Below are 21,822 nucleotides of genomic sequence, written 5' to 3' on the forward strand. Positions count from 1 at the left end.
CCCCCCCCCCCCCCCCCCCCCCCCCCCCCCCCCCCCCCCCCCCCCCCCCCCCGCCTCGGCGCGCACGACCCACTGGGACCCGTCGGACTTCGACCACAGCCCGGCCGGAGCGGCCGCAGCCCAGGAGCTCGCACGGAGCGTCCTCGACCTGCAGCACCAGCGTGCCGTCGACGCCCTCGCGCGACGTGACGAGCTCGACGAGGGGTGGCGGGAGGCGCAGCACCTCTCCGACGACGTCGTCTGGATCTCGCTCGACGACACCGCGGCGCTCCGTGAGGACATCGAGGCGCTCATGGACAGGTGGCGGCAGCGGTCGAGGACGACGGGCTCGCGGGCCGGCACGCGACCGGTCGCGCTCGTCGTCCACACCTTCCCCGACGTCACCCCTCGCCCGGCCGACGAGGCGACCCCGTGACCCGCCGCGGAGCGAACCCCCTGACGGAGGTCCGGCGGTCCGGGTTCCCCGGGCTCGTGTCGGCCAACGTGCTCGCGGTCGTCGGGAACTCCATCACCCTCGTGGCGCTGCCGCTCTACGTCCTCGCCGAGACGGGCAGCGCCGTGCTCACCGGCGCGCTCGCCGTCGCGACGACCCTGCCCGTGGTCCTCGGCGGGGCCCTCGGGGGCGTGCTCGTCGACCGCTTCGGCTACCGGCGCTCGTCGATGGTCGCGGACCTCGTGGGGGCCGTGACGATCGCCGCCGTCCCGCTCCTGCACGTCACGGTCGGGCTGCCGCTCGGCGTCCTCTTCGCCCTCGTCTTCGCGACCAACCTGCTCGACGCCCCGGGCCAGGGCGCCCGCACGGCGCTCGTCCCGGAGGCCGCGGAGCGGGCGGGCGTCCCGCTCGACCGGGCGATGGGGTGGTGGGGAGCGGCCCAGCGGACCGGCTCGCTCGTCGGGGCGCCGCTCGCGGCGCTCCTCGTCGCCTGGACCGGTCCGCTCACCGTGCTCGTCCTCAACGCCGTCACCTTCGTGCTCTCGGCGGCCCTCGTGCAGCTCGCCGTCCCGGTCGACCTCCAGCTGGCTGCCGGTCCGCCGGGGGCGGACGACGATCCGGACGCCCCCGCGCACGAGCCGTACTGGGCGTCGCTGCGGGCGGGCCTGCGGGTCATGTGGGACAACCGCATCCTGCGCGCAGTCGTGCTCATGGTGGTCCTGACCAATGCGCTCGACATCGGCCTCATGAGCGTCGTGATGCCGGTGTACGCGTCCGCCGAGCTCACCGCGGCGTCGTACGGGCTGCTCGTCGGGGCCTTCGGGCTCGGGGCCATCGCGGGGTCGCTGCTCTTCAGCGTGGTCGGGCCCCGCCTCTCGCGACGCTGGACCTACGCCCTGGGCTTCGCGCTCACCGGCCCTCCTGTGTGCTTCGTCTTCGCCGCGCAGCCCGGCCTCGTCGGCTGCCTGGCCGTCATGGTGGTGGCCGGGGTCGCGGCGGGGTCGCTCAACCCGATCATCGGGACGGTCCTCCTCGAGCAGGTGCCCGCCCGCATGCGCGCGCGAGTGAACGGCGCCGTCAGTGCTGGGGCATGGTCCGCGATGCCGCTCGGTGCGATCGGTGCCGGTGTGCTCGTCGAGCAGGTCGGTGTGGTGACGGCGCTCACGATCATGGGCGCTGCCTACCTCGTCATCGTCGCCGGACCGTTCGTCCTCCCGGTCTGGCGGCGCTTGGAGCGTGACGCCGGACGCGTCGGGCCAGGTTAGGTTGGGTCCCGTGAATCACACCCCTGTGCTCGTCCTCGATCCTGCGTGGATCGCCGACATCGTCCGCCGTACCCTCGACGAAGACCTCGGGGGAGACCCAGGACGTGACGTGACGAGCGAGTCGACGATCGGTCCTGACGCGCCGGCTGTCGCTCATCTCATGGCTCGCGCGGAGGGCGTCGTCGCCGGTCTCGCGGTGGTGGCCGAGGTGCTCGACCAGGTCGCGTCGCGATTCTCCCTCGGACAAGCGGTCGTGGTGCTCGACGCGCACGACGGAGATCGCGTCGTCGCGGGGCAACGGCTCGCGGTCATCACCGGGCCCGCCCGGGTCGTCCTCGTCGCAGAGCGCTCGCTCCTCAACCTCGCCAGCCGGGCCTCCGGTGTCGCCTCGGCCACCCGACGGTGGGCGGACGCGCTCGAGGGCACGGGGGCGACGGTCCTCGACACCCGCAAGACGACTCCGGGGCTCCGCGCCCTGGAGAAGTACGCCGTCCGCGCGGGTGGGGGCACGAACAAGCGCATGGGCCTGTACGACGTCGCGATGGTCAAGGACAACCACATCGTGGCGGCCGGCTCCGTGTCGGGTGCGATCGAGGCGGTCCGCGGCACCTACCCCGAGGTGCTCGTGCAGGTCGAGGCCGACACGGTGGAGCAGGCGCTCGAGGCCGTCGGGGCCGGGGCGAGGTTCCTCCTCCTCGACAACATGCCGACGGACGTGCTGGCGCGCACCGTTCAGGCGGTGCGCGCGCTCGAGCCCATGACGGGACGGGTCGAGCTCGAGGCGACGGGCAACCTCACGCTCGCCAGAGCCCGCGAGGTCGCCGAGACCGGCGTGGACTACCTCTCGGTCGGTGCGTTGACGCACTCCGCACCCATCCTCGACCTCGCGCTCGACCTCGTCCCTGCCTGACCGAGCCTTCACACCGCTGACGGAACCGACACCGCACTGCGCGCAGCGGGGCTCTTACGGAAGTCTTTCGGCTCTGGCCGGCTGGCACGGAAATCACCGTGCGATGTCGCGACGCTGCGACACTTCAGGCATGAACCCCACCCCGACCCCGAGTCTTGCTGTCATCGGTGGCTCCGGCCTGTACTCGTTCGTCGAGGCCGCCGACCCGATCGACGTCAGCACACCGTTCGGCGCGCCCTCAGGCCCCATCGCGGTCGGTCAGATCGACGGCCACCCTGTGGCGTTCCTGCCCCGCCACGGACCCCACCACGAGCTCCCACCGCACGAGATCAACTACCGGGCGAACATCTGGGCGCTACGGTCCTTGGGCGTCCGTCGGATCATCGGACCGTGCGCGGTCGGCGGGCTGACCAGCGACGTCGCGCCGGGTGACATCGTCGTCCCCGACCAGCTGGTCGACCGCACCACGTCCCGGAAGCAGACGTACATGGACACCGGTGCTGTCCATGCGCCGTTCGCCGACCCGTACTGCCCCACCCTGCGGCGTGCGCTGCTCACGGCCGACCCCAGCGCGACGGACGGCGGGACGATGGTCGTCATCGAAGGCCCCCGGTTCTCCACCCGCGCCGAGTCAGGCAGCTACCGTGCCGCCGGCTGGTCGCTCGTGAACATGACAGGGCACCCCGAGGCCGTCCTGGCCCGCGAGCTCGGCGTCTGCTACGCGGCCCTCGCCCTCGTGACCGACATGGACGCGGGTGTCGACAGCCACGACGCCGTGGACCAGGCCACGGTCTTCGCCGAGCTCGCCCGCAACACCGACCGAGTACGGGACGTCCTCCGCCGGGCGATCGGTGTCCTCGACGAACCGACCGGCTGCGCGTGCGCGTCGTGGCTCGACACCGTGACCCTGCCCTTCACGCTCCCGTGAGGGTCCTGCTCACCGGCGCAGCCGGCTTCATCGGCACCGCAGTCGGGCGTGAGCTCGCGGCTCGCGGGCACGAGGTCGTCGAGGTCGACGCCTACATCCCGCAGGCGCACCCGGCGGGCGGCACCGCTCCCGCAGGGACAGCACGGCTCGACGTGCGTCGTGCAGGCGAGTGGTCGACGCTGCTGCGCGGCATCGACGTCGTCTGCCACCAGGCAGCGATGGTGGGCTCCGGCGTCGCTGTCGCCGACATGCCGCTCTACGCCGCGCACAACGACCTGGGGACAGCAGCACTGCTGGCAGCGATGCACGAGGTCGGGACCCACCGCATCGTGCTCGCGTCCTCCATGGTCGTCTACGGCGAAGGGCGCTACTCCTGCCCGGAGCACGGGCGGGTGGAACCCGCCTCGCGGTCCATCGAGGCGCTCGACCGCCGTGAGTTCGACAACCACTGCCCGCAGTGCGGGCTGACCGTGAGCTGGGAGACCGTCGACGAGGACGCACGGCTCGATCCGCGCGGCAGCTACGCCGCCAGCAAGCTCGCCCAGGAGCACTACACGTCTGCATGGGCGCGGCAAGCACCAGGCAGCGCGGTGGCGCTGCGCTACCACAACGTGTACGGGCCGGGCATGCCCCCGAACACCCCGTACTCGGGTGTGGCCGCGCTGTTCCGCTCCGCGGTCGAGGACGGACGAGCTCCAGAGGTGTTCGAGGACGGTGCTCAGATGCGCGACTTCGTGCATGTCAGCGACGTGGCCCGTGCCAATGCGCTCGCGGTCGAGGCGGTCGCCGTCGCTCCGGTCGACCACCGGGCCGTGTACAACGTCTGCTCGGGGCAGCCCGTCTCGATCCTCGACGTGGCCCGCGCCGTCGCGCAGGGCGCGGGGTCGGACCTCGAGCCGATCGTGTCCGGGCGCTACCGACCGGGGGACGTCCGGCACGTGGTGGCGTCCCCCGAACGGGCCCGGAGGGAGCTGGGATTCACCGCTCAGGTCGGACCCTCAGAAGGGCTGGTTCGCTTCGCCACCGAACCGCTGCGGCCCTAGGGACCACCAGCCGGCCGTCACCAGTCGGTCCAGAGCAGGTGCTGCAGGGCGAGCGTCATCCCGATCTGCAGGACCAGCCCGGGCCGTCGCCAGCGCTCGGGCAGGAACGCGGTGGAGAGGAGCAGCCACGGGACGAACGGGAGCCAGATCCGTTCGACCTCGGCCTTGCTCATGAGGGAGACGTCGGCGGCCACGACCGTGAGCACCGCCGCGGCGACCAGGATGCCGGTCGCGTGCTGGCTCGGGCGACGCACCGCGGCGACCGTCTCCGGTCCCGTCGCAGCGAGCGCGGCGCCGAGGAGCGGTCCGGCGCAGAACGTCAGCGCTGCGACGTTCCCCCACAACCAGTAGCTGGCCGGCCGCAGGCTGGCGAGACCGTCCCAGTACCGTTCGTGCAGCACCGGCAAGGCCTCCCACCAGGGGAACCCGAGCGCAGCGAAGGTGAGCACGACGGCTGATGCGCCCGCCACCGCGAACCCGAGGGGGAACCAGGCTCGCGCAGCCAGCAGGACGGCGACGGCCAGGAACGCCAGCAGCGGGAGCCCGTAGGAGAGCATGACGGTACAGCCGAGGACCAGGCCTGCCAGCAGCGACCAGCCGATGCTGCGCCGGGCGGCGGCGATGGCGAGCGTCGCGAGCCCCCAGGCAGCGACGGCGGCGAACATCGCGTCGGCCGAGACGGCCTGCCAGATCGCCGCCGGCGCCAGCACGATGAACGGCAGCGCGCGTCGGCCGTCCACCTCCACCCCGAGGGCGCGCGTGGTCACGAGGGCGGCGACCGGGGTCGTCGCGGCCACGAGCGTGACGACGACACCGGCCATGAGGTCCGAGCCGAGCCCCAGCCGCACGAGCAGGACGAAGAACAGGAGCGCTCCCGGAGGGTGCCCCGCGACGTGGACCGGCCACGGGTCCGACGAGTCGGAAGGGATCCGGCTGATGTACTCGTCCAGCGTCGCGCTGATGTCGGTCGTGGCACGCGCGGGGACGAGATACTCGTAGGACGAACCCAGGATGCCGTCGATCCCGGAGACGCCGTCGACGAGTGCGAGGGAGAACATCCAGGCTGCCCCGACGACCCACGTGAGGGTGAGGAGCCGACGCCACGGCAGCCTCCCGGCCGCACTGAGCGCCCACGTCGCGCCGACGATGCCGACGGCCAGCGCAGGGAGGCTGCCGGGCCCGACCCGCGGCGACCATCTGGCGTGCAGCGGTGGGAAGGAGTCTGCACGCACCTGCCACTGGAACACCGCGGGGATCGCGGCCGCACAGAGCATGAGCACCACCGCCGCACCGAGACCCCACCAGGGCGCAGTCAGGCGGGGACGGGACGTGCCTGAAGATCTCATGGGTCGAGGCTAGGGATCCTCTGGTCACGGATCCGACGATCGCTGTGCTCGTCAGACTTCCGTAAGGCATTCTGACGCCCCTGCGCGGTGCGCGCGCCCTAGCGTTGAGGGCATGCAAGCGGACTGTGACCTGATCCTGCCGTGCAAGGACGAAGCGACCGCACTCCCTGCGTTGCTCGCCCTCGTGCCGGCCCGTCTCGACGTCATCGTGGTGGACAACGGGTCCGTCGACGGGACCGCAGAGGTCGCCGCCCGGTGCGGGGTACGGGTGGTCGTCGAGCCCGTCCCCGGCTACGGCGCGGCGGTCCACGCCGGGGTGCTGGCGTCGACCGCAGAGTACGTCGCGGTTCTCGACGGTGACGGCTCGATGGATCCGCGGGAGCTCGAACCGATGCTGGCGAGCGTCGTGGCTGGAGAGGCGACGATGGCGCTCGGTCGTCGTCGACCTGTCCGGCCCGGCGTGTGGCCGTGGCACGCGCGGGCGGGCAACGCGGCCGTCGTCTGGTGGTTGCGGCGGCGGACCGGGCTCCCGGTGCGAGACATCGCCCCGGTGCGGGTCTGCCGACGTGCTGACCTGCTCGCCCTCGGGGTGCAGGACCGACGGTTCGGCTACCCCGTCGAGCTGCTGCTCGCGGCGCACCGCGCAGGATGGGTGCTGTCCGAGTCGGACGTCAGCTACCACCCGAGGGCGCCAGGGACCCGGTCGAAGGTGTCCGGTTCGCTCGTCGGCTCGCTCCGGACCGCACGCGACTTCGCGCGGGTGATCCGATGATCGCTCCCGTCGTCCTGGTCATGGCGAAGGCACCGGTCCCGGGACAGGTGAAGACGCGGCTCGCGTCGGCTGTCGGCCCGGTCTTCGCTGCGCGGCTGGCGGCCGCCGCCCTGCTCGACACGCTCGACGCGTGCGAGCAGGCGTTCGGGCTCGATCGCTGCCATCTCGCTCTGGCCGGTGACCTGGACGAGGTCGTGGACGACGACCTCCTTCTGCGACTGAGCAGCTGGACGGTGCACGACCAGCGTGGCGACGGGCTCGCCGTCAGGATCGCGAACGCGCATCGCGACGTCCACGGCGTCACCCGAGCGCCCGTCGTCCAGCTCGGCATGGACACGCCTCACGTCAGCCCGGACGTGCTCGGGCGCGTGTGCGACGTCGTCAGCGGGGGCGTCCCCGTCCTGGGCCTCGCCGAGGACGGTGGTTGGTGGGTGCTCGCGACGAGCAGTCCCGGGCTGGTCGACGGGCTCGAGCAGGTGCAGATGTCGACGCCCCGCACAGGTCGAGAGACCTGGGACCTGCTGCAGTCGCAGGACGCGGGCGTCGTCGAGGCCCCGACGATGCGTGACGTCGACGTCGTCGCCGACGCCGTCCACGTTGCGGCGCTGGCCCCGACGACCCGGTTCGCTCAGCGCTGGCACGCTGGCCCGGGACGACGCCCCGGGCGTGCGAGGTGAGCGTCGGAGTCGGTCTCGCGAGCGTCTTCACCGACGCGCTGAGGGGAGAGGTGTGCACGATCGTCGGGATGGCAGCCGAGCCCGAGCCTGTGCCGGTCCACCGGTGGGCGAGCATCGCTGACGCGAGCGATCGTGCGATCCTGGCCCACTGCACCGGTCCGACGATCGACCTCGGCTGCGGCCCTGGTCGGATGGCCGAGCACCTGGCAGGACGCGGCGTCGACGTGCTCGGCGTCGACGTGGTTCCCGAGGCTGTCGCACAGACCCGAGCGCGCGGTGTCAGAGCGGTGCAGGCAGACATGTTCGGCTCCCTACCAGGAGAAGGGCGGTGGTCCAGCGCACTGCTCGCGGACGGCAACGTCGGCATCGGCGGGGACCCGTCTCGACTGCTCCGACGTGCAGGCAACCTCCTCGCGGCCGGAGGTCGCGTCGTCGTCGACATCGCCCCGCCCGGGACCGGGCTGCAGATCCACACGGTCCGGCTGCGCATGGGGGGCAGACAGTCCCGGCCGTTCCCCTGGGCCGTGCTCGGCGTCGACGCTCTCCCGTCCGTCGCAGCGTCCGCGGGGCTCGTGGTCGACGCGGTCCACGACCACGAGGGCCGCTGGGTCGCCCTGCTGAGCCGCACGTCCGAGGAACCGACATGACCCGGCGGATGAGGCTGATGCCGAGGGAGGAGAGCTTCTCGTCCCGGCTGCGCGGCCCCGCGGTCGCCTCACGCGTCGGACTGTGGCTCGGCATCTGCTTCGTCGTGGCGTTCGTCACCGGGCTCTACAGCCACGTCTCCCAGGAACCCGCCCCGTGGATCGCGCTCCCGACGCGGCCCTCCTGGACCTACCAGGTGTCGCAGGGCCTGCACGTCATCAGCGGCACTGCAGCTGTGCCCCTCCTGCTGGTCAAGCTGTGGTCGGTCTTCCCGAAGCTCTTCGCCCGGCCACCGTGGAAGCCTCGCAGAGAGCTCGTCCTGCACGCGCTCGAGCGTGCGTCCGTCGGCGTGCTCGTCGCCGCCGCGATCTTCCAGCTCGCCACGGGCCTGGCGAACTCGGCCCAGTGGTACCCCTGGCACTTCGGGTTCCGGTCCACCCACTACGCCGTCGGGTGGATAGCCGTAGGGGCCATCCTCGTGCACGTCGCCGTGAAGCTGCCGATGATCAGGCGCGCGCTCGGCAGCGACGTCGACGCCGGCCCGGACGGTGCTGCAGACACGACCGAGGATCTCGGGAAGTCGACCGGTGGGCTCAGCCGACGCGGGCTCCTGCGCACCACCTGGGTGGCCTCCGCGCTCGTCGTTCTGGGGAGCGCCGGGTCCACCGTGCCGTTCCTCCGGCAGATCTCCGTCTTCGGCGTCCGCTCCGGCGACGGCCCCGGCGGGATCCCGATCAACCGGACCGCAGCCGCCGCGCGGGTCACCGAGACGGCGGTCGCCGACGACTTCAGCCTCGCCGTCGTCCACGGCGAGCGCGAGGTGCGGCTAGCACGCGACCAGATCGCGGGGATGGTGCAGCACAGCGCAGTGCTCCCGATCGCCTGTGTCGAAGGATGGAGCGCGAGCGGCGAGTGGACCGGCGTCAGGGTCAAGGACCTCGTCGCACTGGTCGGCGCACCGCTCGGGGCTGCCGTCCTGGTCACCTCGTTGCAGGAACGAGGCGCCTACCGGGAGTCGCGGCTGCCCGGCAACTTCGTCGCCGACGACGACACCCTCCTCGCGCTGCAGCTCGGCGGGGAACCGCTCAGCCTCGATCACGGCTACCCGTGCCGGATCATCGCCCCGAACCGTCCCGGGGTGCTCCAGACCAAGTGGGTCTCGCGGCTCGAGGTCGAGACGTGAGGCTGGCCCGCGCGCTGCTCTTCGCTGCCGGACTCGTGATCGGCGGGATCGGGGCCGCGCATCTCCTCGAGGGCGGGCCGCGGAACCTCGCCGCCGCCGCGACCTGGCTGCTCGGCGGCATCGTCGTGCACGACGCGATCATCGCGCCGCTCGTCATCGCGTCCGGTGCGCTCGGAGCCACCCTGCTGCCGCGGTGGGCACGAGCCCCCGTGTCCTCGGCGGCTATCGTGCTGGGGACGGTGACGATCGCTGCCGTGCCTGTGCTCGGACGGTTCGGTGCACGACCGGACAATGCCACTCTCCTCGACCGCCCGTACGGGACCGGCTGGCTGGTGTTCGCGGGGCTCGTCCTGATGGCCGCGGCAGTCGGCGCTGCCGTCCGTCGGCACAGAGAGAAGGAATGACGATGGCGGACGTGCTCGTGGTCGACGACGACCGCACCGTGCGGGAGGTCGTCGTGTCCTACCTGCGGTCGGGAGGCCACCAGGTGGTCGACGTCGGTGACGGCGAGAGCGCACTCGCAGCGATGCGGCGCAGGCCTGCAGACCTCGTGGTCCTCGACCTCATGCTGCCGGGCATCGACGGCCTCGAGGTGTGCCGTCGCCTGCGCGAGACAGGTGACGTCCCGATCGTCATGCTCACTGCGCTCGGAGGCGAGACGGACAGGGTCGTGGGCTTGCAGCTGGGCGCTGACGACTACCTGACGAAGCCGTTCAGCCCCCGTGAGCTGGCGCTGCGGGTCGACTCCGTCCTGCGCAGGGCAGGTCAGCGTGCTGAGGCGATCGGCTCGGCGGTGGTCAGCCACGGCGATCTCGTGATCGACTCGACGACCCACATCGCCACACGGGCAGGTGAGCGGTTGGCGCTCACGGCGCGCGAGTTCGATCTGCTGCGCTTCCTGGTCGTGAACCCCGGCGTCGTGTGGTCGCGGGACCAGCTCCTGCGGGACGTGTGGGGGTGGTCCTTCGGCGACCAGTCGACCGTGACGGTGCACGTGCGTCGGCTGCGGGAGAAGGTCGAGACCGATCCCACCCACCCCGAACGCCTGGTCACCGTCTGGGGCGTCGGCTACCGGTGGGAGGCCGTATGAGTCGAGACACGCTGATCGTCATCGGTATCTCTGCGGCATGGTCGTTCGCGGTCGGGCTCGGCGGGGTCGGGATCGCGTGGCTGTTGCGCCGGAGGTCGGTCCGGTGGTCCGCCTCGCTCCTGGCCCTGGTCGCCGTCGGTGGGATCGTCTCCGGGGTGCTCGGCACGGCTCGGGCGATGTTCTTGTCGAGCCACGACATGGGCGTCGTCATGATCGTCTGCGTCGTCTCCGGACTGGTGTCGGTGGCTTTCGCACTCTGGGTGGGGGACCAGGTGGTGCGCTCTGCACGATCCTTGCGTGACGCCGCGACCCGGTTCGGTGAGGGCGGTCCGTTCGTCGGGGTCGAGATCGGTCCGCACGAGTTCGACGAGATCTCTCGGGAGCTCATGCGCAGCAGCGACCGTCTGCGCGAGGCCGCCGACCGTGAGGAGCTCCTCGAGGAGTCGCGGCGCGAGCTGGTCGCCTGGGTGTCCCACGACCTGCGTACACCGTTGGCCGGTATCCGGGCGATGTCGGAGGCCCTGGAGGACGGGATCGCGGAGGACCCACGGCGCTACTGGAGCCAGATGCGCACCGAGGTCGACCGGATGGTTCGGATGGTCGACGACCTGTTCGAGCTCTCCCGCATCCATGCTGGAGCGCTCCAGCTGTCGATGGAGACGTTCTCGCTCGGCGACCTGGTGAGCGAGGCCGTCGCTGGGGCCGACCCGGTAGCCCGTGCGCGGCGGGTCCGTGTCGGAGGCGGGGTCGACCCGGGAGTCCTCGTCCGGGCAGACCCCAGTGCGCTGGGGAGGGTCGTGACCAACCTCGTGATGAATGCCATCCGACACACGCCCTCCGACGGTGCTGTGCAGATCGACGCGCGGGTCGACCGCGACGTGATCGAGCTGAGCGTCAGCGATGCGTGCGGGGGGATCCCGGCCGCGGACCTCGACAGGGTCTTCGACGTCGCGTGGCGTGGCAGCCACGCGCGGACACCGGGCGCAGAGACCGGTGCGGGGCTGGGGCTCGCGATCGTCAAGGGACTCGTCGAGGCCCACCTCGGGACCGTGGCTGTCGCGAACCGCGCTCCGGGGTGCACGTTCGTCGTCCGTATCCCGGCGCAGGCCCGCAGCGGAGCGCGAGGCTAGGTCGTCCGCGCAGGCGGTCGGCGTGATCCTTCCGTCGTGCAGCCGGTCTCCACCTTGTCTGCACACCCGTGGTCGCAGGCGTGTCGTCAGCACCGTGAGCCACAACTAGGATTGGCCGGTGACTTCTCCGCAGACCCCCGCGCCCAGCACGACGCCCGAGCACGGCGACGACGACCTCCCCGAGCAGCTGAGGGTCCGCCGCGAGAAGCGCGACCGGTTGATCCAGCGGGGTGAGCAGGCCTATCCCGTCTCCGTCCCGCGGACCCATACGATCGCCGAGGTCCGCGGCGCCTACGCGCACCTCGAGCAGGGCGAGGAGACCGACGACCTCGCGGGTGTCGCCGGTCGTGTCGTGTTCCTGCGCAACACCGGGAAGCTGTGCTTCGTCGCCCTCCAGGACGGCGAGGGCAACCGGCTGCAGGTCATGCTCAGCCAGGCGGTCGTGGGCGAGGACTCGCTCGCGGGCTTCAAGGCCGACGTCGACCTCGGCGACCACCTCTTCGCCCACGGCCGGGTCATCAGCTCCAAGCGGGGCGAGCTGAGCATCTTCGCCGACTCCTGGCAGATCGCGGCCAAGTCGCTCCGTCCGCTGCCCGTGCTGCACAAGGAGCTCTCCGAGGAGGCCCGCGTGCGCCAGCGGTACGTCGACCTCATCGCGCGCCCGGCAGCGCGGGACGTCGCACGGCTGCGGGCGGGAGTGGTGCGGTCGCTGCGCGACAACCTGCACCGGCGCACATTCATGGAGATCGAGACACCGATGCTCCAGACGATCCACGGCGGCGCGTCCGCGCGACCGTTCACCACGCACATGAATGCATTCGACATCGACCTGTTCCTGCGTATCGCACCGGAGCTCTTCCTCAAGCGTGCGGTCGTCGGTGGAATCGAGCGCGTCTTCGAGATCAACCGCAATTTCCGCAACGAGGGCGCCGACTCGACGCACTCGCCGGAGTTCGCGATGCTCGAGGCCTATGAGGCGTACGGCGACTACGACACCATGGCGGTGCTGACGCAGGACCTCGTGCAGGGCGCGGCGCGTGACGTGCTCGGCGGCACGGTGGTGACTCTTCCCGACGGTGAGGAATACGACCTGGGCGGCGAGTGGGCCCAGATCACGATGTACGGCTCCCTCTCCGAGGCGCTCGGTACGGAGATCACCCCGGAGACGACGGTCGAGGAGCTCGTCGCCCGTGCGACGCGCGACGGCATTTCTTTCGATCCCAAGAAAGCGAGCCACGGCAAGCTCGTCGAAGAGCTCTGGGAGCACCACGTCGGCGATGCGCTCTACGCCCCGACATTCGTCCGGGACTTCCCGGTCGAGACCTCTCCGCTGACGCGCGACCACAGGTCCGTACCGGGCCAGGTGGAGAAGTGGGACCTCTACGTGCGGGGCGTCGAGCTCGCGACCGCCTACTCCGAGCTCGTCGACCCGGTCATCCAGCGGCAGCGCTTCGAGGCGCAGGCGCTCCTGGCGGCCGCCGGTGACTCGGAGGCGATGGCGCTGGACGAGGACTTCCTCACCGCCATGGAGTACGCCATGCCGCCGAGCGGTGGCATGGGGATGGGCCTCGATCGGCTTCTCATGGCGCTGACGGGCCTCGGGATCCGGGAGACGATCCTCTTTCCGCTGGTCAAGCCCACGCACTAGGACTCCGGCGCTCGTGCGCGGGCGCCGGACCGCGCGGCGACCGGATTCTCAGGTTCGCGCCGTAGAGTGGCCTGGTGGATACATTCTGGCAGGCTGTCGCAGCGCTCGTGCCGTCAATTGGTGTCGGCGTGATCTTCTACCTCGCGATGCGTTTCATCATCCGAGCGGACCGTAACGAGCGCGCGAATCTCGCGGAATTGGACCGTATTGAGTCGGCTGAGGGTGGAGCCGCGGGGACAGGTCAGCCTCCGCGCGCAGCGTGACGCTCGCGCAAATGTGCTGCTCGTGTTGACGTGGATTGCTTTGTGGTGTGATCATGAATGCTAGTTGGTGAATCACCCTCTGATCCGCGACGAACGACAGAATGGTAGGTGCCCTCAGTGGCTCAGAAAGTACAGGTCATTCTTGTCGATGACCTCGACGGTGGTAGCGCGGACGAGACCGTGACGTTCGCCCTGGACGGCGTCTCCTACGAGATCGACCTGACCACGGAGAATGCCGCAAAGCTCCGCGACTCTCTCGCCACGTGGGTGGGTCACGCTCGCAAGGTCTCGCGTTCCGGCGCCAAGCCGGCGCGTCGGCAGAGCAGCCGTGCTGCGGCAGGCGGCTCCAGCGCGAACACGATTCGTGAATGGGCCCGTTCCAACGGGTATTCCGTCAATGAGCGCGGCCGTATCTCTGCGGAGATCCGCGCAGCGTACGAGGCCGCGAACTAGCGCCTGGTCGCTCTGTCACGGATGGGTGGTGGGTCCTCGGACCCACCACCCATCCGTGCGTCGGACCCGTGACCTGTCCCCGCACCGTCGACGATCCGAGAGGTCTGCATCGTGCCGTGGTTGTTCGTAGGTACGTACCCCACCGGAGGCTCTCCCGGGTCTGGAGAGGGCGTGTGGGGTGTGCCTCTCGACACAGGCTCCGGCGGTCTCGGAGAGCCGAGCCTCCTCGTCGAGACGGCCTCGCCGTCCTTCGTCGCGCTGGCACCCTCCGGCGAGCGGCTGTACGCGGTGTCCGAGCAGTCGCAGGGTTCACTCGCAGCCTTCGCCGTCTCGGCGACGCACGGCACCCCTGTCCTCGAGCCGCGCGGCGGTGCGTCCAGCGGGGGAGCCGACCCGTGCCACGTCGTGGCTCTGGACCACGAGCTGTGGGTGAGCAACTACTCGTCGGGGACGTTCGGCGTCCTCGCGCTCGACGCCTCGGGTGACCTCGTCCCAGGCGCAGCCCCGTCGACCTTCGGGCACGCAGGGTCGGGTCCGGTGCTCGACCGGCAGGAGGGATCCCACGCGCACTCGTCGCTCCCAACGCCGTGCGGTCGGTTCGCGTGGGTCATGGATCTCGGGACCGACGAGATCCGTCGGTACAGGCGCACGCGCGGCTCACGCGACGACGGCCGCGTGAGCACCGACTCCAGCTCGGTCACCGGCAGCACGACAGGCGAGTCAGAGGTCGTCGTGGGCGACGGCATCGCGGTGGCCTTCGTGCCGGGCACGGGCCCCCGGCACGCCGTCATCCATCCAGGGGGCACCGCGTTCGTCGTCGGAGAGCTCGACGCGTCGGTGCACGTGGTGAGCACGGACACCTCGTCCGGTTCCGGAGACCCGGTGGCATCCGTCCCTGCGTGCAGGACGCCCTCACGCGACGGTGTGCGACCGCTCCCGTCCCATCTCGCGCTGAGTCCTGACGGGGCACGGCTCTACGTCGCGGTCCGTGGCCCGGATGTCGTGGCGACCTTCGCGGTCCGGGGAGGCGGGACGCTCGTGCACGAGGGGCTCGCGCACGAGACGCCAAGGCACGCGACGCTCGAGCACCTCGCCGACACCCCCGTCGGAGGCGTGTGGCCGCGTCACTTCGCGGTCGTGGAGGCGGACGACGGTGCGGACCTCGTCGTCGTCGCGAATCAGGAGTCGTCGTCGCTCGTCGTGCTCCGGATGGATCCCGTGACGGGTGGGGGCACCGTGGTGGCTCAGGCGGAGATCCCCGCACCGGCGTGCGTCGTCGTCGCCTGACCTGAGGCGCGCCGGGCACCCGGCAACGCCGGTGGCCTGCTTCAGGCGGGACGGCTCCGGAGGATCTCGACGTCGACGAGCCCGGCGACGGTCGGCAGGCAGCGTCCGCACGCACCGCCGGCGCGCGTCTTGACCTGGATGTCGTCGAGGCTCGCGCAGCTGCCGTCGCTCATGGCGGTGCGGATCTCTCCGGCGCTGACGTTGTTGCAGGTGCACACGAGGTGGTCGTCGGCGAGCAGCGCGCACTCTTCGGCGGACAGCGGCACGACGACCTCGAGGGTCTCGGCCGGGTCGTCGAGCATGAGGCGCAAGGCTGCGAGCGAGGTGGCTCTGCTGGTCGCTCCCTGCTGTTCCATGCTCACCATCCTCCGGCGTGGCACCGCACCGGTCATGGGACCTTTGGGCCGCTCCGGGACCTGCCCGACCGGACGACGAGACGACCCCCTCGCGTGGTGGGAGACTGGTTCGATGCACCCGTCGACCGCACCCGCATGACGCACGACTCGCCCCGGGTGGCGATGCTCTCCGTCCACACCTCTCCGCTCGAGCAACCAGGCACCGGGGACGCAGGCGGCATGAACGTCTACATCACCGAGCTGTCCGGCGCTCTCGCGCGCCGCGGCGCACGCGTCGAGATCTTCACGCGACGGACCTCGTCCGCTCAGGCCGACGTCGTCGAGGTCGCTGACGGCGTCCTCGTCCGGCACATCACGGCCGGTCCCTTCGAGGGCCTGGACAAGAACGACCTCCCGGGCCAGCTGTGCTACTTCTCCGCAGGAGTGCTCCGCACGGAGGCGGCGCGGCAGGTGGGCTGGTACGACGTGGTGCACTCGCACTACTGGCTCTCCGGACAGGCGGGCTGGCTCGCCGCAGACCGGTGGGACGTCCCTCTCGTGCACGCGATGCACACCATGGCGCGAGTGAAGAACGCCACGCTCGCCCCGGGTGACGTCGCCGAGCCGATGGGCCGGATCGTCGGTGAGGAGCAGGTGGTCGAGGAGGCGGACGCACTCATCGCCAACACCCCGGCGGAGGCGCAGGACCTCATCACGCAGTACCACGCGGACCCCGCGCGGGTGCACGTGGTGACTCCCGGGGTCGATCTCGCGACGTTCTCCCCGGTGGGGCCCGGACAGGTGGCCGAGCGCGTCGCGCTGGGCCTGCCCGTGGACCGGAAGATCGTCCTCTTCGCGGGGCGCGTGCAGCTCCTCAAAGCACCCGACGTGCTCATCCGGGCGCTCGGCGTGCTCGCCGACCACGGAGAGAGCGTCCCCACCCTCGTCATCCTCGGCGGGCCGAGCGGCCGGCCCACCGCGCTCCGTGAGCTCGAGGCCCTCGCGTACCAGGTCGGGGTCTCCGAGCACGTGGTCTTCCACCCGCCGGTGGGCCGGACGGAGCTCGCCCGCTGGTTCCGCGCGGTCGACGTGGTCGCCGTCCCGTCGCGGAGCGAGTCGTTCGGCCTCGTCGCCGTCGAGGCGCAGGCCTGCGGCACGCCCGTCGTCGCCGCCGACGTCGGCGGGCTGCGCACGGCGGTCACCCACGACGTCTCCGGCGTCCTCGTCCCCGACCACGACCCGCACCGGTGGGCACGCACGCTCGCGGACCTGTTGCACGACGACGCCCGGCGGGCGGACCTCTCCCGCGGCGCTCTGCGGGTCGCGGCCGGCTTCAGCTGGGACGTGACCGCGGAGCAGACCCTCAAGGTGTACTCGTTGGCCGTCCGCTCCTGAGCGGTTCCTCCGTCCACCGGTCGAAAGGCCCAGTCGCGGGGTGGTGCACATGCGGCAGGATAGGACCATGACATACACCCTTGTGCTGCTCCGCCACGGCGAGAGCGAATGGAACGCGAAGAACCTCTTCACCGGCTGGGTCGACGTCCAGCTGTCCGAGAAGGGCGTCGAGGAGGCCAAGCGCGGCGGTCGCCTGCTCGCCGATGCGGGCATCCTCCCGGACGTCGTGCACACGTCGCTCCTGCGTCGTGCGATCACGACCGCGAACCTCGCCCTCGACGCCGCGGACCGCCACTGGATCCCGGTCAAGCGCGACTGGCGCCTCAACGAGCGTCACTACGGTGCGCTCCAGGGCAAGGACAAGAAGCAGACGCTCGCCGAGTTCGGCGAGGAGCAGTTCATGCTGTGGCGCCGTTCCTACGACGTGCCGCCGCCCGCCATCGAGCTCGGCTCCGAGTTCTCGCAGGACTCGGACCCGCGCTACGTGGACGCTCCCGTCGTGCAGAGCGAGTGCCTCAAGGACGTCCTCGTCCGCGCTCTGCCGTACTGGGAGGGCTCGGTCATCCCCGACCTCCAGGCCGGCAAGACCGTGCTCGTCGCCGCGCACGGCAACTCGCTGCGCGCGATCATCAAGCACCTCGACGGCATCGACGACGACACGATCGCCGGCCTCAACGTGCCGACCGGCATCCCGCTCGTCTACGAGCTCGACGACAGCTTCACGCCGGTCGTCAAGGGCGGTCGCTACCTCGACGCCGACGCTGCTGCTGCCGCGATCGCGGCCGTGGCCAACCAGGGCCGCTGACCCGACCGGTCGCCGTCGTGCACGGTCGCTGACCGCGCACGACGGCGACCATGCACGACGGCACGACGAAGGGCCGGGACCCCGCGGGGTCCCGGCCCTTCGTCGTGCTCCGATGCTCGTGCCCGCCCCAGAGGGCGAGCCAGACGGCTCGGACCAGAGGTCCTTCTCAGACGGTCAGGCTCCGACGGAGCGACCCGCGGACGCCTCGGCGAAGTCACCGGTGACGAGGTACACGACCCGGCGGGCGATGGAGACGCCGTGGTCGCCGAAGCGCTCGTAGTATCGGCCGACGAGGGTGACGTCGATCGTCTCCTGCGCGGTCCCGGTCCAGGACTCGCCGAGGAGCGCGGCAAAGGTGTCCTGGTGCAGGGTGTCGAGCAGGTCGTCGTCCCTCTCGATGTTCGCCGCGACCGTGAGGTCGCGGGTGGTGAGGAGCGTGGTGGTGCGCTGTGCCACACGGGTCGCGGCGTCGTGCATCGCGGCGAACGTGTGCTCGGCGGACGGTGCGATCGCCTTGCTCGGGTAACGGCCGCGTGCAACCTGGGCGACGTGGCGCGCGAGGTCGCCCATCCGCTCGAGCGTGGCGCTCATCCGCAGCGCGCTGACCACGACGCGCAGGTCGGTGGCCACGGGCTGCTGCTGGGCGAGGAGCAGCACGCAGCGCTCGTCCAGGTGGCGCTCGATCTGGTCGATCGCGTGGTCGTCGGCGATGACGGACTGTGCCAGCTGGAGGTCGGCGGTCAGGAGCGCGGTGCCTGCGCGGCTGATCGCGGATTCCACCAGGCGGCTCATCTCGGCCAGGTCGTCGCCGACCTGCTTGAGCTCTGCTTCGAAGATCTCGCGCATGTGTTCCCTCTCGTGGTGTGGTGCAGCGACCACGATGACAAGTTCAGGTGTGGGATCGGGGTCGGTCTCATGAACGACGGGTCGACTCAACATGAACACTGGGTGACCAGTATGGCCGGAGCGTTGAGCATCTGCGCCCCGGACGGCCCGGTGGGCGCTGAGAACCTGCCGGTGATCGTAGGCTGACGGCGTGGATGGATACCCGATCGTCGTCGTCGGCCTGCTCGGGCTCATGACGGGAGTGCTCGCGACGCTGGCGTTCCGGCTGAGCGAGCGCGAGCAGCGCACGATGCCGGAGCAGGCGCCGCCGGAGCTCGACCCCGGAGTCGTCCGGGTCCTCGCCGTCCTGCGCTCGGCCGCGGTCGTGCTCGGCGCCGACGACCGCGTCGTGCGTGCGAGCGCGCAGGCCTACGCGCTCGGGCTCGTCCGCGCCGATGCTGTCGCTCACCCCGCCATCCAGGACATGGTCGACGCGGTGCGCCGGGACGGCGTCATCGCGGACGAGGAGCTCGAGCTGCCCCGCGGTCCGGTCGGTCGTGGTCGCGTCATGGTCCAGGTCCGGGTCGCCCTCCTCGATGCGGAGCATGTCGTGGTGCTCGGCGAGGACCGCACGGAGGCGCGGCGCGTCGAGGCGATCCGCCGCGACTTCACGGTGAACGTGTCGCACGAGCTCAAGACACCGGTCGGTGCGATCTCGTTGCTGGCCGAGACGATGCAGGACGCCGCGGACGACCCGGACGCGGTGCGCCACTTCGCGAGCCGCATGCAGCAGGAGTCGACGAGGCTCGGAGCTCTCGTCCACGAGATCATCGAGCTCTCGCGCCTCCAGGTCGCCGGGGCGCTCACGGAGATCGGTGTCATCGAGGTGGACGACGTGGTCGCCGAGGCGGCCGACCGGGCGCGCGTGGTCGCCCAGGCGAAGGAGATCACGCTCGACGTCGGCGGAGAGGCGGGCCTGCGCGTGTTCGGGGACCATGCGCTCCTCGTGACCGCGGTGCGCAACCTTCTGGACAACGCTGTCGCGTACTCCGGGTCCAACACCCGTATCGGTCTTGGGGTGCGCGGCGCCGGCGACCTCGTCGAGATCGTCGTCGTCGACCAGGGGATCGGCATCGAGGCGAGCCAGCAGGGCCGGATCTTCGAGCGCTTCTACCGCGTCGACCCGGCCCGCTCCCGCGACACGGGAGGCACCGGTCTCGGCCTGAGCATCGTCAAGCACATCGCCTCCGACCACGGCGGGGACGTGCGGATCTGGTCCGAGCCCGGTCGTGGGTCGACCTTCACCCTGCGCATCCCGTCCGCGGGCGCCGAGCACACATCGTCCGAGGAGGACACATGACCCGCATCCTGGTGGTCGAGGACGAGGAGTCCTACCGCGAGCCGCTCACGTACCAGCTGACCCGCGAGGGCTTCGACGTGGTCGCGGTCGCGACGGGCGTCGAGGCGCTCGCAGCGTTCGACGAGGGTGGGGCCGACCTCGTCCTGCTCGACCTCATGCTGCCCGGGCTGTCCGGCACCGAGGTGTGCCGCGAGCTGCGTCAGCGGTCCGACGTGCCGGTCATCATGCTCACGGCGAAGGACGGCGAGATCGACAAGGTCGTCGGGCTCGAGCTCGGTGCGGACGACTACGTGACGAAGCCCTACTCGTTCCGTGAGCTGCTGGCGCGGGTCCGGGCCGTCCTGCGTCGACGCCAGCCCGCCGTCGGTGCCGAGGAGGACCCGCTGGAGGACATGCTCGTCGCGGGGCCCGTGCACATGGACGTCGAGCGCCACGTCGTCACGGTCCGCGGCGAGACCGTCGCTCTCCCGCTCAAGGAGTTCGACCTCCTCGAGTTCCTGCTCCGCAACGCCGGCCGGGTCCTCACGCGCGGCCAGCTCATCGACCGGGTGTGGGGGTCGGACTACGTAGGGGACACCAAGACCCTCGACGTCCACGTCAAGCGGATCCGCTCCAAGGTCGAGGTCGACCCGGGTGCGCCTGAGCTCCTGCTCACCGTGCGCGGCCTGGGGTACAAGTTCGTCGAGGCAGAATGACCGCAATGGTGCGTCGTGTCACATGGTCACGCCGTGGACGCGGCAGTGTCTGTGCACTGTTCATCTTGCGTTCACCCCGGGACCGTCGTCGCGTCACTCGGACTCCTTAGCGTCGTCCTTGATCGCAGACATCCCGTGCTGCGGCCGAGAAACTTGAGGATGGGCCAGACAGTGAAGCGTGTCAACAACCGCAGCCTCGCCAGCATCGTGCTGGCTGGAGCACTCGCAGTGACCCTCGCCGGATGCGGCGCCGACGCAACGAGCACGGACTCCGACACCGCGACGTCGGACGGCGGCGCCGAGCTCAGCGGCAGCCTTGCCGGTGCAGGCGCCAGCTCGCAGGAAGCGGCGATGGGGGGCTGGATGGCGACGTTCGGTTCCGTCGCCCCCGACGTGACCGTGACGTACGAGGCCGTCGGCTCCGGTGGTGGCCGTGAGCAGTTCCTCGCCGGTGGCGTGCAGTTCGCGGGCTCGGACGCCGCGCTCAAGGACGAGGAGCTCGAAGCCGCTGGTGAGCGCTGCTTCGGCGGAGAGGCCATCGAGCTCCCGCTGTACATCAGCCCCATCGCGGTCGTCTACAACCTGCCCAGCTTCGAGGGCGAGAACATCAACATGTCCGCCGAGCTCATCGCCAAGATCTTCAACGGCGATGTGACGGTCTGGAACGACCCGGCCATCGAGGCCGAGAACCCCGGCACGGCCCTCCCGGACCTCGCCATCATCCCGGTGAACCGCTCTGACGAGTCGGGCACCACGGAGAACTTCACCGAGTACCTCGAGGACGCCTCCAACGGCGCCTGGCCGCACGAGGCGAGCGGCGACTGGCCGATCTCCGGCACGCAGTCGGGTGCGCAGACGTCCGGTGTCATCGACACCGTCACCGGCGCCGAGGGCGCCATCGCGTACGTCGACGCCTCCCGCGCCGGCGACCTGGGAACGGTCGCGCTCAAGGTGGGCGAGGAGTACGTGCCGTTCTCCGCCGAGGCCGCTGCGGCCGTCGTCGACGCCTCCCCGCGTGCCGAGAACGCGAGCGACAAGCGGATCGTCGTCGAGCTCGACCGCAGCACGACCGCGGCCGGCGCCTACCCGCTCGTGCTCATCTCCTACTCGATCGCGTGCTCGCAGTACGAGGACGAGACCGAGGCCGCGAACGTCAAGGCGTTCCTCTCCTACGTCGCCAGCGCGGAGGGCCAGGATGTGGCCTCTGCCGCGGACGTGGCCGGCTCCGCGCCGATCTCGGACGACCTCCGCACCGAGGTCCAGGCTGCGATCGACTCGATCAGCACCGTCGGCTGACACACTGGTGGGCCGCACCGGGACCCGTCCCGGTGCGG

24 protein-coding genes are annotated in these 21,822 nt (G+C 71.0%); 21 read left to right on the top strand and 3 right to left on the bottom strand.

The window, feature by feature from the left end; translation table 11 throughout:
• From ABKW26_RS19065 to ABKW26_RS19085, 5 genes are all read left to right on the top strand, one after another.
• On the top strand, nt 1-415 hold a 415-nt coding region (locus ABKW26_RS19065; RefSeq protein WP_348595663.1), incomplete at its 5' end, for a hypothetical protein.
• Nucleotides 412-1,698, top strand: a complete 1,287-nt coding sequence (locus ABKW26_RS19070) for an MFS transporter (RefSeq protein WP_348595664.1) — start codon at nt 412-414, stop codon at nt 1,696-1,698. The genes ABKW26_RS19065 and ABKW26_RS19070, both read left to right, overlap by 4 nt.
• A 10-nt stretch (nt 1,699-1,708) precedes the next feature.
• Nucleotides 1,709-2,608, top strand: coding sequence for a carboxylating nicotinate-nucleotide diphosphorylase (nadC, locus tag ABKW26_RS19075; protein ID WP_348595665.1), 900 nt, complete (start codon nt 1,709-1,711; stop codon nt 2,606-2,608).
• 130 nt (nt 2,609-2,738) lie between these two features.
• A complete protein-coding gene (locus ABKW26_RS19080; protein ID WP_348595666.1) occupies nt 2,739-3,536 on the top strand; it encodes an S-methyl-5'-thioadenosine phosphorylase in 798 nt (265 codons plus the stop codon).
• A complete protein-coding gene (locus ABKW26_RS19085; RefSeq protein WP_348595667.1) occupies nt 3,533-4,579 on the top strand; it encodes an NAD-dependent epimerase/dehydratase family protein in 1,047 nt (348 codons plus the stop codon). Before ABKW26_RS19080 ends, ABKW26_RS19085 begins: the two co-directional genes overlap by 4 nt.
• Nucleotides 4,580-4,596: 17 nt before the next feature.
• Here the strand turns inward: ABKW26_RS19085 and ABKW26_RS19090 are convergent, their stop codons facing one another.
• Nucleotides 4,597-5,925, bottom strand: a complete 1,329-nt coding sequence (locus tag ABKW26_RS19090) for a hypothetical protein (protein WP_348595668.1) — start codon at nt 5,923-5,925, stop codon at nt 4,597-4,599.
• A gap of 112 nt (nt 5,926-6,037) precedes the next feature.
• Here ABKW26_RS19090 and ABKW26_RS19095 point away from each other — a divergent pair, with 112 nt between their 5' ends.
• The 11 genes from ABKW26_RS19095 (at nt 6,038) to ABKW26_RS19145 (ending at nt 15,073) form a co-directional block, all read left to right on the top strand.
• Nucleotides 6,038-6,697, top strand: a complete 660-nt coding sequence (locus ABKW26_RS19095; protein ID WP_348595669.1) for a glycosyltransferase family 2 protein — start codon at nt 6,038-6,040, stop codon at nt 6,695-6,697.
• Complete coding sequence (locus ABKW26_RS19100) at nt 6,694-7,374, top strand: DUF2064 domain-containing protein (RefSeq protein WP_348595670.1); 681 nt, start codon at nt 6,694-6,696, stop codon at nt 7,372-7,374. Before ABKW26_RS19095 ends, ABKW26_RS19100 begins: the two co-directional genes overlap by 4 nt.
• Nucleotides 7,371-8,021, top strand: a complete 651-nt coding sequence (locus ABKW26_RS19105; RefSeq protein WP_348595671.1) for a methyltransferase domain-containing protein — start codon at nt 7,371-7,373, stop codon at nt 8,019-8,021. The genes ABKW26_RS19100 and ABKW26_RS19105 overlap by 4 nt, the downstream gene beginning before the upstream one ends.
• A 17-nt stretch (nt 8,022-8,038) precedes the next feature.
• Nucleotides 8,039-9,202: a molybdopterin-dependent oxidoreductase gene (locus ABKW26_RS19110; RefSeq protein WP_348595672.1), complete on the top strand. Its 1,164-nt coding sequence runs from the start codon at nt 8,039-8,041 to the stop codon at nt 9,200-9,202.
• Entirely contained in the window at nt 9,199-9,606 is a 408-nt protein-coding gene (locus ABKW26_RS19115) for a hypothetical protein (protein ID WP_348595673.1), read from the top strand. The genes ABKW26_RS19110 and ABKW26_RS19115 overlap by 4 nt, the downstream gene beginning before the upstream one ends.
• A 2-nt stretch (nt 9,607-9,608) precedes the next feature.
• Nucleotides 9,609-10,292, top strand: a complete 684-nt coding sequence (locus ABKW26_RS19120; protein ID WP_348595674.1) for a response regulator transcription factor — start codon at nt 9,609-9,611, stop codon at nt 10,290-10,292.
• The gene (locus ABKW26_RS19125; protein WP_348595675.1) at nt 10,289-11,422 is read left to right on the top strand and encodes a HAMP domain-containing sensor histidine kinase; all 1,134 of its coding nucleotides are present in this window, start codon (nt 10,289-10,291) and stop codon (nt 11,420-11,422) included. Before ABKW26_RS19120 ends, ABKW26_RS19125 begins: the two co-directional genes overlap by 4 nt.
• A 118-nt stretch (nt 11,423-11,540) precedes the next feature.
• Nucleotides 11,541-13,070: a lysine--tRNA ligase gene (gene lysS, locus ABKW26_RS19130; RefSeq protein ID WP_348595676.1), complete on the top strand. Its 1,530-nt coding sequence runs from the start codon at nt 11,541-11,543 to the stop codon at nt 13,068-13,070.
• 74 nt (nt 13,071-13,144) lie between these two features.
• On the top strand, nt 13,145-13,333 hold the full coding sequence (locus ABKW26_RS19135) for a hypothetical protein (protein ID WP_348595677.1): 189 nt from the start codon (nt 13,145-13,147) through the stop codon (nt 13,331-13,333).
• A gap of 117 nt (nt 13,334-13,450) precedes the next feature.
• Nucleotides 13,451-13,786 carry an Lsr2 family protein gene (locus ABKW26_RS19140; RefSeq protein ID WP_348595678.1) on the top strand — a complete coding sequence of 112 codons (336 nt, stop codon included), beginning with the start codon at nt 13,451-13,453 and terminating at the stop codon, nt 13,784-13,786.
• 111 nt (nt 13,787-13,897) lie between these two features.
• Nucleotides 13,898-15,073, top strand: coding sequence for a beta-propeller fold lactonase family protein (locus ABKW26_RS19145; RefSeq protein ID WP_348595679.1), 1,176 nt, complete (start codon nt 13,898-13,900; stop codon nt 15,071-15,073).
• Nucleotides 15,074-15,114: 41 nt separating this feature from the next.
• On the opposite strand, the gene ABKW26_RS19150 is transcribed toward ABKW26_RS19145, so the two are convergent.
• The gene (locus tag ABKW26_RS19150; RefSeq protein WP_348595680.1) at nt 15,115-15,429 is read right to left on the bottom strand and encodes a (2Fe-2S)-binding protein; all 315 of its coding nucleotides are present in this window, start codon (nt 15,427-15,429) and stop codon (nt 15,115-15,117) included.
• Nucleotides 15,430-15,564: 135 nt separating this feature from the next.
• Here ABKW26_RS19150 and mshA point away from each other — a divergent pair, with 135 nt between their 5' ends.
• Together mshA and ABKW26_RS19160 are read left to right on the top strand one after the other, a co-directional pair.
• Entirely contained in the window at nt 15,565-16,803 is a 1,239-nt protein-coding gene (gene mshA, locus ABKW26_RS19155) for a D-inositol-3-phosphate glycosyltransferase (RefSeq protein WP_348595681.1), read from the top strand.
• Nucleotides 16,804-16,870: 67 nt separating this feature from the next.
• Entirely contained in the window at nt 16,871-17,608 is a 738-nt protein-coding gene (locus tag ABKW26_RS19160) for a phosphoglyceromutase (protein ID WP_348595682.1), read from the top strand.
• 174 nt (nt 17,609-17,782) lie between these two features.
• On the opposite strand, the gene phoU is transcribed toward ABKW26_RS19160, so the two are convergent.
• Nucleotides 17,783-18,454, bottom strand: coding sequence for a phosphate signaling complex protein PhoU (phoU, locus tag ABKW26_RS19165; RefSeq protein WP_348595683.1), 672 nt, complete (start codon nt 18,452-18,454; stop codon nt 17,783-17,785).
• A gap of 190 nt (nt 18,455-18,644) precedes the next feature.
• Here phoU and ABKW26_RS19170 point away from each other — a divergent pair, with 190 nt between their 5' ends.
• From ABKW26_RS19170 to pstS, 3 genes are all read left to right on the top strand, one after another.
• Complete coding sequence (locus tag ABKW26_RS19170; RefSeq protein ID WP_348595684.1) at nt 18,645-19,793, top strand: ATP-binding protein; 1,149 nt, start codon at nt 18,645-18,647, stop codon at nt 19,791-19,793.
• On the top strand, nt 19,790-20,488 hold the full coding sequence (locus ABKW26_RS19175) for a response regulator transcription factor (RefSeq protein WP_348595685.1): 699 nt from the start codon (nt 19,790-19,792) through the stop codon (nt 20,486-20,488). Before ABKW26_RS19170 ends, ABKW26_RS19175 begins: the two co-directional genes overlap by 4 nt.
• 159 nt (nt 20,489-20,647) lie before the next feature.
• A complete protein-coding gene (pstS, locus tag ABKW26_RS19180) occupies nt 20,648-21,784 on the top strand; it encodes a phosphate ABC transporter substrate-binding protein PstS (protein ID WP_348595686.1) in 1,137 nt (378 codons plus the stop codon).
• Nucleotides 21,785-21,822: the final 38 nt, after the last annotated feature.

This window comes from Sanguibacter sp. 25GB23B1, assembly GCF_040012415.1.
GTDB lineage: Bacteria > Actinomycetota > Actinomycetes > Actinomycetales > Cellulomonadaceae > Sanguibacter.